We start from the raw sequence: 11,773 nt of genomic DNA, 5'->3' as shown, positions 1-11,773 counted from the left end.
GGTAAAGCCAAGCGCAAGAGCGATCAACGCCGCGACACCCGAACACCGCGCTAAAAAGGATACCACACACATGAAGTTCTTCGTCGATACCGCCGACACGCAGGCCATTGCAGACCTCAACGATCTGGGCATGGTCGATGGCGTCACCACGAACCCCTCGCTGATCCTGAAATCGGGACGTGACATCATTGAGGTGACAAAGGAAATCTGCGGCATCGTCTCTGGCCCGGTTAGCGCCGAAGTGGTCGCCCTTGAGGCAGACGCAATGATCGCCGAAGGGCGCAAGCTTGCCGAGATCGCTGAGAACATCACCGTCAAACTGCCCCTGACGTGGGACGGCCTCAAGGCGTGTAAGACACTGTCGGATGAGGGTAAAATGGTCAATGTGACCCTCTGCTTTTCGGCCAATCAGGCGCTTTTGGCGGCCAAGGCCGGTGCATCTTTCATCAGCCCGTTCATCGGGCGGCTGGATGACATGAGCCTTGATGGATGCGAATTGATCGAGGACGTCCGCACGATCTATGACAACTACGGGTTTGCGACTGAAATCCTCGCGGCCTCCATCCGTACCATCAACCATGTCCAGCAAGTCGCGCTTATTGGTGCCGATGTGATGACGGCCCCCCCTGAGGTGATCCATAAACTGGCGTTTCACCCGCTGACCGACAAGGGCTTGCAACAGTTCATGTCGGACTGGGAAAAAACCGGTCAGAAGATCCTGTAAGAACCTGACATACCGCCTTACCGGCGCGCTGCCCTTACGCGGGGTGGCGCGTGCGGGCAACACATGAAGGCTGGTCGCACATTTTGGCAGATTTTGAACATGACCCGTGGTACTGTTTGAAAAAATCAAAAAATGAGCAGCATATGACCAGCACTCCGAAAATCGAAGACGCATTGCGCGCAAAGATCATCGCCACTCCCGATGTAATTCTGGACGACAAGGATGTGATGCGCGCCCTTGTTGCCGCCAACGAAAAGATCATGGGCGACAATATTGTCGATCTGCGCGGCATCGCGATGGACCGGTTGGAAAGCCGCCTTGACCGGTTGGAAGACACCCATCGTTCCGTGATCGCGGCGGCCTATGAAAACGTTGCGGGAACCAACCAGATACACCGCGCGATCCTGCGGATTCTCGAGGCCGACAGCCTGACGGACCTGCTTGCACATCTGCAAAGCGATGTTGCCGAAACGCTGCGGGTTGATGCGATCCGGCTGGTTCTGGAAAGCGATCAGAACGACGACCCCCTGTCCCCTATGGCCACTGAAAACGGCAAGATGCACAAGGCTCCGGGCTATATGGATGCCTATGTCACCCAAGGGCGCGGCGGCATTTCACGGCAGGTGACGTTGCGCCGCGTGGATCATGGCGATGCTGATGTTTTTGGACAGGACGCAGAGCAGATCCGCTCGGAGGCCTGTCTCAAACTTGATTTGGGCGCAGACAGACTGCCCGGTCTGCTGGTTCTGGGCTCAAAGGACGCCGAGATGTTCGGACCGCAGCAAGGCACGGATTTACTTGTGTTTTTCACGGGCGTGATGGAAAGGGTCCTGCGCCGCTGGATCACGTGAGCTTTATCAGCCCTGCCGCCACTGATGCGCTGCAAAGCTGGCTGGCGCATCAACGCGCGATCAAGGGTGCCGCGGAAAACACACTGATCGCCTATCAGGGCGATGTGATCGATTTTCTGTCCTTCATCACCGCACACAAGGGCGCACCGCAAGGTTTGGGCGCGCTGGCGGATATATCCGTAACCGACATGCGGGCATGGATGGCGCAGACGCGCGAGACCGGCGTCGCTGCGCGCTCGCTGGCGCGAAAACTCTCGGCGGTGAAGGCGTTTTACAAATGGCTGGCCCTGCGCGAGGGCTTTGAACCCACGGCGGTTTTATCCACGCGCGCACCCAAGTTTCAAAAGAAACTGCCCCGCCCGCTGGCCCCGGATGCGGCGCGAAATCTGATCGACGCCATCCAAATCCAGTCCCAGCACCCTTGGGTCTGCGCGCGCGACGTGGCGGTCGTGACCCTGTTGTGGGGCTGCGGGTTGCGTATTTCCGAAGCGCTCTCGCTCAGCTCAGCAGACGCGCCCCTGCCCGCCACGCTGCGCATTACCGGCAAAGGCGGCAAGGAACGTATTGTGCCCGTATTACCCGCCGCGCGCGACGCGGTGGACGCATATGTCAGGATGTGCCCACACCCGCAGACCGCTGAAGCCCCGCTGTTTCGGGCGGTGCGCGGCGGGCCCTTGCGCCCCGGTGCGATCCAAAAGGTCATGGCCGCTGCGCGGATGCAACTGGGTTTGCCCGCCACCGCGACACCGCATGCGATGCGCCACTCTTTTGCAACCCACCTGTTGAACGCCGGCGGTGATCTGCGCGCCATTCAGGAACTGTTGGGCCATGCCTCCCTGTCCACAACGCAAGCCTACACAGCCGTCGATACCGTGCGCCTGATGGAGGTTTATGACCGCACCCACCCCAAAGCATGATCTCTTTGCAATTGATCCGGCCAAGCGCGACATTTCTTTTGCATCCCAAGGCCGTATGGGTCAAAAAGCCTTCATGACTAATCGAATGGCTGCGCTTGCGGTCCACCTTCTGACCGCAACAGGCGCGGTATTTGCAATGCTGGCGATGCTGGCCGCCGTAGACGAAAAATGGGATCTGATGTTCCTGTGGCTTGTGGTCGCTTTTTTTGTCGATGGTATCGACGGACCGCTTGCCCGGAAATACCACGTCAAGGTCAACGCGCCGGAATTTGACGGTGTATTGCTCGACCTGATCATTGATTACCTGACCTATGTTTTCATTCCCGCCTTTGCGCTGTTCAAATCTGGGCTGATGGATGGCTGGACGGGTTGGGTCGCGATCATTGTCATCACCTTTACATCTGCGATGTATTTCGCTGATACGCGCATGAAAACCAAAGATAATTCCTTTTCCGGCTTCCCCGGTTGCTGGAATATGCTGGTGCTGGTTATCTTTGCGCTCGAGCCCAATTTCTGGGTAAGCCTGACCTTGGTGACGACACTTGCAATTGCGATGTTCCTGCCGCTCAAATTCGTGCATCCGGTGCGCACGAGGCGGTGGCGGTGGCTGACACTGCCCATTGCCCTGGCCTGGACCGGTTTTGCCGGCTGGGCCGCCTGGGTGGATTTCCACCCCGAAAGCTGGGCGCATTGGGGGCTGGTCGTGACCTCGGTCTATCTGCTTTTTGCCGGTGTCGCGCAGCAGATTTTTCCAGACAGCAAGACCACCTGACGAGGGCGGGCAGGCCTTGGGCTGGCGATCGATAAATATTTGATGGAAATGGCCATGTTCGTGTTAGGGTAGCGTGTATTCTTCTCATTGATGAAGGACATGCCCTGTGAAAACACTACTTTTCAAGCCTGTCGGCGCGCCGCCACGCGCAGGGCTACGCGCGTCACGAAGCGGTGACAGCGCGCGCACCACTAGAATGACAACCCTGCAAGCGCTGGCAAAGACAAGCAAAAGCACGGCGTACATCGACAGCCTGCAACAAAAAGCGGACCAGGTGCGGCCCGCCCAAAGCGTTCACAGTTTAGAGGCGGTTCAACGCATAGCCGCAGCCGGGCCCGTCGCACCCTCAGGCAGAACCGCATATCCTGCGCACCAGCCCGTTTTACAAAGGACAGTCGCTGACGCCGCGCAAGAGCTCTTTGACGCCGGTATAAAAATCATAAAGACCAAGGAATGGAAACGTAAGTTCTGGGAAACGCATGGCCTCACCAATGCAGATAAGGCCGCAGTCCAAACCGCGCTTGACGCGTTGAGGGTCGGTGCACCCGTTGCAGCAGCACCTGTCGCGCCGGACATGCGCGTCAATACAAACTGGCCGACCGAGGGCGGCATGAGCGAAGGCGATGGAGAGATTGTCGCAGGAGTGCTGCATTGCACAGAAGTCAAAAGCGACAAGTTCACCTGTTCAGACCCCAGCCATACCCCCAAGGGAAAAGTCTATCAAAAGGGTGGTACGTACTATGGCGCAGACAAGGATGGCCATGTTGGGTGGGGCTTTAAAGTCTGGGTAAAAAAGAAGGGTAACATGCTTGATTACAAGGGGAATATCACTTGGGATGGGACAGATTGGACGCATGATGCACGCGGCACCAAATAGCCGCTCAGATCAACAACCCCGCCGCTCCTTCGTGGCGCAACAGCGCCACTTTGGTCTCAACCCCGCCTGCGCCGGAAAACCCGGTGAGCCCTTTGGCCCCCATCACACGGTGGCAAGGTATGATGATCGGGATCGGATTTGCCCCGCAGGCCTGTCCGACCGCCTGCGCAGGCACGCCGAGCGCTTTGGCGATATCCCCGTAGGTGCAGGTATCGCCAAACGGAATGGCGTAAATGGCGTCACAAACCGCCTTTTGAAACGCGCTGCCCCCGATGCGCAAAGGCAGATCAAACTGCTGTCGCGTCCCGTGATCATATTCTGATATCTACAAGGAGGCGCGTTGCAAGAGCTCAGATGCGTCCTCGCGAACAGCATTGCCCCAGTTGACGGACACAAGTGCGCCGTCCTCTTCAGTCAGGATCAGGCGACCAAATTGCGTTTTCACCGTACATATCAACATGCGCCAAAGGTCGCGCATCATCCTTCTCGGAACAACCCGAAAGATGCGCCTTGAACCATGGGGGAATGGTGCGACAGACTTAAAACCATGCGTCGATACCGAAACCTGCCAGCGCCAGAGCGACGGGCGGTCGGAACGTCGGGGCGACCGCTACGGCCGCCCGTTGCACGTCAACTCATTGCACTATCGCAGCGCCCGCAAACATCTGCGTGGCTGTGACTGCCTACATCCGGCAGAATTTTCCAGCAGCGCGCACATTTTCCACCATCCGCCTTTTGGAACACAACCGCTACGCCGTCGGTTTCCGGCAAGCGAAAAGCCCCCTCTGGTGGCGTATCCCCCGTCAGAGTGATTTGCGACGTGATGCAGATGTCTTCAAAAGGCAGGCTTTCCAGCTCGGCGCGCGCGTCGGCGTCACTGATGTAGACGGTCGGGGCCGCTTCCAGCGATGCGCCGATCACCTTATTGGTGCGCTCGACTTCCAGCGCAGCCGTGACGACGCGGCGCGCACTGCGCACCCCGGACCATTTCGCGGCAAGGTCAGGATCCAGCCAATCACCCGGCGTGTCCGGGAAGTCCTGCAAGTGCACCGAACTGTCCTCATCCCCGAAGCGTTGCAGCCAGACCTCCTCCATGGTGAAGACAAGCACCGGTGCGAGCCATGTGGTCAGACGATGGAACAGGATATCCAGCACTGTCCGCGCCGCACGCCGTTGCAATGTGTCACCGTCGCAATACAGCGCATCCTTGCGGATATCGAAATAAAACGCCGACAAATCGACCGTCGCAAAGGTAAAGACCGCCTGAAAAACACCCTGAAAATCATAGGCCGCATACCCATCCCGGACAGTTTTATCCAGCTCAGCAAGACGGTGCAGCACCCAACGCTCCAACTCGGGCATATCTTCGGGGGCGGTGCGGTCATTTTCGCTGAAATCTGACAGAGATCCGAGCATATAGCGCATGGTATTGCGCAACCGCCGATAGCTGTCCGCCACGCCTTTCAGAATTTCCGGCCCGATACGCAGATCGACGGTATAATCCGCCTGTGCCACCCAAAGTCGCAGGATATCCGCACCGTATTGCTGGATGATCTTTTCTGGGGCCACCGTATTGCCCAGCGATTTGGACATCTTCATGCCTTTTTCGTCCAGCGTGAACCCATGCGTCAGCACCGCGCGATAAGGCGCGCGCCCCATCGTGCCGCAGGCCTGCAACATTGATGAATGGAACCAGCCGCGGTGCTGGTCGGTCCCTTCGAGGTAAAGATCGGCGAGACCATCCTCAGAGCCATCCGCGCGGTCGCGCAGCGTAAAGGCGTGAGTGGAGCCGGAATCGAACCACACATCCAGAATATCCATGACCTGATCGTAGTCATCCGGGTTCACGCTATCCCCGAGGAAGCGTTCCTTGGCCCCGTCTTTATACCACGCATCCGCGCCTTCCGCCTCGAAGGCTTCAAGGATGCGGGCGTTTACAGCGTCATTGCGCAGCAGGAAATCAGGGTCATCATGTTTGGCCCCCTTTTTCACAAAACAGGTCAGCGGTACGCCCCAGGCGCGCTGGCGTGACAGCACCCAATCGGGCCGTGCTTCGATCATGGAATAAAGCCGGTTGCGCCCGGTTTGCGGCGTCCAGGTGACGAGTTCGTCGATGGAGGTCAGCGCGCGCTTGCGGATCGTGTCGCCATATTGGTCGTTGCCATCACCCACCGTGCGGTCGATTGCAGCAAACCACTGGGGCCGGTTCAGACGGATCACCGGCGCCTTGGAACGCCACGAATGCGCGTCCGAGATCGTGATGCGTTTGGTGGCGATCAGGGCGCTGACCTCCTTGAGTTTTTCGATCACGGCTTTACTGGCCCCACCCGGCTTGCCATTCGGTTTGACGACCTGCTGACCTGCGAAAAACGGCAGATCAGCGCGGAACGAACTGTCATCCATGATATTATAGGTCATCGGCAGGTTATTCTTGACCCCGATGGCATAGTCGTCATCGCCGTGACTGGGGGCCGTATGCACAAAGCCCGTCCCAGTGTCGTCGGTGACATGATCGCCCGGCAACATCGGCACATCGAAATCCCATTCGCCTGCCGCGCCGTCGAGGCCGCGCAACGGGTGGACACAGACGATCGTATTTAACTCTTCAGGGGCAACATCACGAAGGCGGCGTACCATGCCGGATTCTCCAAGACGCGCTTGTTCAAAAATTTGCTCTGCCAAAGCATCAGCGACGATCAAACGCTCACCAATTGTTGCCCAGCATTCCTCGGGCCGTTCAGTCACTTCATAGACACCGTACGAAATCCGGGGTCCAAAACAGATCGCCCGGTTCTGTGGGATCGTCCACGGCGTTGTGGTCCAGATCAAAACCGATGCCGATTTCAGCAATTGTACGACTTCGCCCGCGAATTCGCCAACGCCACTGGGATGCCCTGCCATTACTTCCGGGATATTCGTCTTAACTTCTGCAACCGGAAACCGCACCCAGATCGCATCGGTCTGTCGGTCGTGGTACTCAACCTCGGCCTCGGCCAATGCGGTTTTCTCGACAGGCGACCACATCACGGGTTTGGAGCCTTGATAGAGCGTGCCGTTCATCAGGAACTTCTGGAATTCCTCGGCGATCACCCGTTCTGCGTGGAAGTCCATCGTCAGGTAGGGGTTTTCCCATTTACCCGTGATGCCGAGGCGTTTGAATTCCTCGCGTTGGATGCCCACCCAGCCTTCGGCAAACTTGCGGCATTCCTGACGGAAGTCGACGATATCCACGTCGTCCTTGTCGCGGCCCTTGGCGCGGTATTGCTCTTCGATCTTCCACTCGATGGGCAGACCGTGGCAATCCCAGCCGGGGATATAGCGCGCGTCATGGCCCATCATTTGCTGGCTGCGCACCACCATATCCTTGAGCGTCTTGTTCAGCGCGTGCCCGATGTGCAGATGGCCGTTGGCATAGGGCGGCCCGTCGTGCAGCGTAAAGGGCGTGCGCGTGGGTTTTCCTTTTTCGCCCGTCCCGGCGAGGGCTTTTTCGCGCAGCCGGTCGTAAATCCCGATCCGTTCCCAGCGGGCCAGCCATTCGGGTTCGCGCTTGGGCAGACCTGCGCGCATCGGAAAATCCGTCTTGGGCAGGTTCAGGGTGGTTTTATAGTCAGGGGCGGCTGTCGTGTCAGTCGTGTCGGCGCACATTGCGGGCGTCCTCTCGGATGGTCTTTGAAATGGGGTAAGCTGTCGGTGCGAAAAGCTCAAACACCTTGGCCCGGCGTCTCATATGATCAGAGCGCCGGGGATATAATTCGGACTATGATCGCAAAAAATCCAGTCATGCGCGCGTGTATAAGCCCGGCGTTGCGGCATCACAAGACCTCATGCAATGGACCTGCGCCTTGCGCCTTCAGGTTCTGCCAGATTTGAAAAGGCCACCGAGGCTGTTTGCGATGATATCGCGCACCTTCGGGCGTTTTTGCGTGGTGAAGGCCATGGGTCGGCATACTTCCATCGCCGCAACGCCCACGCGTGCGGTCAGTGCGCCGTTGACGAGACCCTCGCCAAACCGCCGCGACAGCTTGCCCACGATGGAGCCGCCGAGGATCGGCTCAAGCATATCGTCACCCACGGCAACCGCGCCCGTGGCCACCATATGCGTGAGCACAGCGCGGGTCAGCCGCCAGCTGCCCAGCGTCCCGGCGCGCCCGCCATAAACTTCGGCGATGCGACGAATCATGCGGATGTTGGCGGTCAATGCAGCGGCCACATCCGCCAAAGCCAGCGGCACCAGCGCAGTTACCGTGGCGACTTGCCTCGCAGCCACCTCAATTTCGCGCGCCGCCATCCGGTCCAGCGGGGCGAGCAGTTCGTTTTCACACAAGCCCAGTAAGCCAGCCGCATCCAGTTGATCGGGGGCCAGATCGGCGAACCGCCCGCGCGCCCAGCGGGTTTCCTCGCGGGTTTTATAAAGCGCAACCAGACGATCCGACACTTTGCGCGCCGCTGCCAGATCTGCCCCCAGCAAGGCGGCATCTGTGTCGCGGCGCAGGCTATCAACCTTTGCCAAACGGCTGAGCGCGGCCAGTTCACGCAAGACAATCAGCGCCAGCACCAAAAGAAAAGCGGCAAGCAGCGCCGTCACCGCCCAGCCCAGCACCGGATTGCGCATCACGAGGCCAGTGACAAAATCCCAAGCCGCAACCGAGACGATGGCGCCCATCAGCCCTGCGCCAAGGCCAAAAAACCACCGCGCAAGCCGTGACGGGCGACGCGCGGCCAGCACCGCAGCGCTTTGCATCGCCTGCCCCTGCGGGGGCGGTGTCAGATCGGGGACCGGCGGCGCTTCGGCGACGGATTTGGTTTCTTGCGCCTCAAGATCGATCAGCACAGGACCCTTGGCCATCAGCCCGTTTTCCTCGCGCCGCGCGCGGGTTTGAATTCGGGCGCTTTGCGTGTCCATTCAAAGCGAATGTCCGGCAGCCCGGCTTCATTCCCGCTCCCGTTCGTGCGATCCACGCTCACGAAACCGCGCAATTCATAGAAAACCGCGGCAACGCCATTCGCCTCATAGCTCCACAACCCGAGTTTATCGCATTCGCCCTTTGCATCCTCAAGCAGCGCGGTGCCAATGCCTTTGTCCTGCGCTTCGGGCAGGACATAAAGCGCATAAACCTCGCTCTCGTGGCGGGCGATGAAACCGACGACCTTGTTGTCTATTTTGGCGACCTTGACCCAACCGGCCTCAATCATGTCACCGGCATATTTGATTTCTTCGGCGGCGGAATGCACGCGCGGCAGCCACGGCATCAAATCATTTGACACCGACAGAATGTTTCCAACAGCACCGGCATCCAGCGACCGTGCGGGAGAAATAGTGAATTCGATCATAGCCTATCCCCTAAAAGGAATTGGGCCGCCTTATCAAGTCGGATATGCGGCGGACCATCGCCGGGGCGCAAACTCAACAGCGATGGTGCGAAATTCATCACACGGTAATCGTCATCCAGCCAGCTTTCAGCCCCCTCCCGCGCGGGGGTCAGCAATCTGGCCGGATCGCTCGGCAGATCACCGGGATAGAACGCCGCCTGTTTGCCGGTTTCAAGCAGTTGACCGCGCACCACATCTAGGTCCTGACCCGCGTGGGTGACGGTCTCTTCGGTGGTGGCGCGCAAAGAGGCAATCGCCAACGCTTGCGTCTGCGCCCCTGCAAACTGCGCCTTGTTACGCGCATCACGTACCAGCGCGTCAATGATCGCGGTGAGTTTATCGTGTTGCTTGTGGTGCAAGTGATCCGCCTTGGTTGCGGCGAAGAGTATTTTTTCCACCCGTTTGCCCGCAAATAACTGAGTCAGAAAGGCGTTGCGTCCGGGTCGGAAAGCGCCAAGGATATCGACCATGGCCCCGCGCATATCCTCAACCGCACGCGGTCCTTTATGGATCGCGCCCAAGGCATCGACCAGCACGACCTGACGATCGATCCGCGCAAAATGATCCCGGAAAAACGGGCGCACGACTGCGCGTTTATAGGCCTCAAAACGCCGTGCCATCTCGCGGCGCAGCGATCCGCGCGCATCTGTGCCATCACCTGTCAATGGGGCAAACGTCAGCACCGGCGACCCCTCCAGATCACCGGGCAGCAAAAAACGCCCCGGTGAGCAGTCGTAAAATCCCGCGACGCGCGCGGCATTGAGGTAGTCGGTAAAGCCCGCCGCCAGCGTCTTGGCCAGCGGTTCGTCCAGTTTTGCGTCCGCTGCGACCGCCGCGCTTTGTGCAAGATAGGCTTGCGCCTGTGGACGCTCAGCCGCGCGCGCCAGTGTTTCCTGCGACCATGTGGCGTAATCCTTGTCCAAGAGCGCCAGATCGAGCAGCCACTCACCGGGATAATCAATGATATCCAGATGGATCGTGCGCGGCCCCTGCAGCCCCGCCAAAAGCCCCGCGCGGCGCACCCGCAACGACAACCGCAACTCGGAAACCGCGCGTGTGCTGTCGGGCCAGCGCGGTTTGGGGCCGGTCAGATCGCTCAGATGCGCCTCGAAATCAAAGCGCGGCACCGTATCATCCGGCTGCGGTTGCAGGAATGCGGCCTCAATGCGCCCTTCAGCGGCGGCGGCCAGATGCGGCATCCGCCCCCGGTTCATCAGATTCGCAACTAAAGAGGTGATGAAAACCGTCTTGCCCGACCGGGCAAGACCCGTGACGCCGATCCGTATAACCGGTTCAAACAATGTCTCATTGACCGTGTTCTGTACCGTTTCAATCTGGCGCAGCACCGTGTCGGCGAGTGTTGATATAACCAAAACGTGTCTGCCTTTGAACTTCTCGATTGGCCCTACATAAGCGCGCATCCCCAGCCATGCCAGAGCAAGAAAGCCATTTGACGCTGGCGAGCGAGTTGGCTAGGCCCACGCCCATGCACAGATACGCCCTCAAAGTCGAATATCACGGCGCGCCCTTTGTCGGATGGCAGCGTCAGAAAGAACATTCCACCGTTCAGGGTGCGATTGAGCAGGCTTTGGGAAAAATCGCGCCGGGGCCCCATACGATTGCGGCTGCAGGGCGTACGGACGCAGGTGTGCATGCGATCGCGCAGGTGGCACATTGTGATCTGGTCCGCGACTGGGATCCGTTTCGTTTGTCAGAAGCGTTGAATTACCATCTCAAGCCCGCGCCCATCGCCATTACCGCCTGCACCGTTGTGGACGCCGACTGGCACGCAAGGTTCTCTGCGCGTCAACGTCAGTATCTGTTCCGCATCTTATGCCGCCGCGCCCCTGCAACGCATCAGAGGGGGCTGGTTTGGCAAGTCAAACAAAATCTGGATGTGGCGGCCATGCGGGAAGCGGCCGCGCTGCTGATCGGCCAGCATGACTTCACGACATTCCGCTCCACCATTTGTCAGGCAGAAAGCCCGGTCAAAACGCTTGATCGTCTTGATGTGAGCGAGGTCGAAACGCCCTACGGCCGTGAGATTCATTTCGACGTGCGCGCCAGATCCTTCCTGCACAATCAGGTCCGCAGTTTTGTCGGCACGCTGGAACGGGTTGGGGCCGGTTCGTCCACACCGCAGGATGTGGCAAGGGCGCTGGCCCTGCGGGATCGCGCCGCCTGCGGGCCGGTTTGCCCGCCCTATGGCCTGTATCTGGCACATGTGGTTTACGACCGCCCACCCTTTGAGGCGTAGCAATT

General features: G+C 59.2%; 10 protein-coding genes and 1 pseudogene. 6 read left to right on the top strand and 5 right to left on the bottom strand.

Translation table 11 applies throughout. The features are described 5' to 3' along the window. Window positions 1-70 precede the first annotated feature (70 nt). The 5 genes from fsa to K5Q35_RS00805 all read left to right on the top strand — a co-directional run bounded on the left by fsa (window position 71) and on the right by K5Q35_RS00805 (window position 4,141). Entirely contained in the window at window positions 71-724 is a 654-nt protein-coding gene (fsa, locus tag K5Q35_RS00825) for a fructose-6-phosphate aldolase (RefSeq protein WP_220798090.1), read from the top strand. Window positions 725-867: 143 nt separating this feature from the next. Then, the gene (locus K5Q35_RS00820) at window positions 868-1,575 is read left to right on the top strand and encodes a DUF484 family protein (RefSeq protein WP_220798089.1); all 708 of its coding nucleotides are present in this window, start codon (window positions 868-870) and stop codon (window positions 1,573-1,575) included. Next, window positions 1,572-2,492 carry a tyrosine recombinase XerC gene (locus tag K5Q35_RS00815; RefSeq protein WP_220798088.1) on the top strand — a complete coding sequence of 307 codons (921 nt, stop codon included), beginning with the start codon at window positions 1,572-1,574 and terminating at the stop codon, window positions 2,490-2,492. Before K5Q35_RS00820 ends, K5Q35_RS00815 begins: the two co-directional genes overlap by 4 nt. 73 nt (window positions 2,493-2,565) lie before the next feature. Continuing rightward, window positions 2,566-3,264, top strand: a complete 699-nt coding sequence (locus tag K5Q35_RS00810) for a phosphatidylcholine/phosphatidylserine synthase (RefSeq protein ID WP_220798736.1) — start codon at window positions 2,566-2,568, stop codon at window positions 3,262-3,264. A gap of 106 nt (window positions 3,265-3,370) precedes the next feature. Then, window positions 3,371-4,141 (top strand): hypothetical protein, encoded by a 771-nt coding sequence (locus tag K5Q35_RS00805; RefSeq protein WP_220798087.1) that lies wholly within the window; start codon window positions 3,371-3,373, stop codon window positions 4,139-4,141. A gap of 4 nt (window positions 4,142-4,145) precedes the next feature. Here K5Q35_RS00805 and K5Q35_RS00800 read toward each other — a convergent pair. From K5Q35_RS00800 to K5Q35_RS00780, 5 genes and pseudogenes are all read right to left on the bottom strand, one after another. After that, window positions 4,146-4,601: pseudogene (locus K5Q35_RS00800) on the bottom strand (methylated-DNA--[protein]-cysteine S-methyltransferase). Between the two features lie 170 nt (window positions 4,602-4,771). Beyond that, on the bottom strand, window positions 4,772-7,786 hold the full coding sequence (gene ileS, locus K5Q35_RS00795) for an isoleucine--tRNA ligase (RefSeq protein ID WP_220798086.1): 3,015 nt from the start codon (window positions 7,784-7,786) through the stop codon (window positions 4,772-4,774). A 205-nt stretch (window positions 7,787-7,991) separates the two neighbouring features. Continuing rightward, window positions 7,992-8,987, bottom strand: a complete 996-nt coding sequence (locus tag K5Q35_RS00790) for a YcjF family protein (protein ID WP_220798735.1) — start codon at window positions 8,985-8,987, stop codon at window positions 7,992-7,994. Then, window positions 8,987-9,472, bottom strand: coding sequence for a GNAT family N-acetyltransferase (locus K5Q35_RS00785; protein ID WP_220798085.1), 486 nt, complete (start codon window positions 9,470-9,472; stop codon window positions 8,987-8,989). The genes K5Q35_RS00790 and K5Q35_RS00785 overlap by 1 nt, the downstream gene beginning before the upstream one ends. Further along, window positions 9,469-10,884 (bottom strand): YcjX family protein, encoded by a 1,416-nt coding sequence (locus K5Q35_RS00780; protein WP_220798084.1) that lies wholly within the window; start codon window positions 10,882-10,884, stop codon window positions 9,469-9,471. The genes K5Q35_RS00785 and K5Q35_RS00780 overlap by 4 nt, the downstream gene beginning before the upstream one ends. 113 nt (window positions 10,885-10,997) lie before the next feature. On the opposite strand from K5Q35_RS00780, the gene truA reads away from it, so the two are divergent. After that, the gene (gene truA / locus K5Q35_RS00775; RefSeq protein WP_220798083.1) at window positions 10,998-11,768 is read left to right on the top strand and encodes a tRNA pseudouridine(38-40) synthase TruA; all 771 of its coding nucleotides are present in this window, start codon (window positions 10,998-11,000) and stop codon (window positions 11,766-11,768) included. Window positions 11,769-11,773 lie beyond the last annotated feature (5 nt).

Origin of the sequence: Roseobacter sp. OBYS 0001 (assembly GCF_019654895.1) — a bacterium.
GTDB classification, from domain to species: domain Bacteria; phylum Pseudomonadota; class Alphaproteobacteria; order Rhodobacterales; family Rhodobacteraceae; genus Roseobacter; species Roseobacter litoralis.
This window is presented reverse-complemented; position numbering and strand designations above follow the sequence as displayed.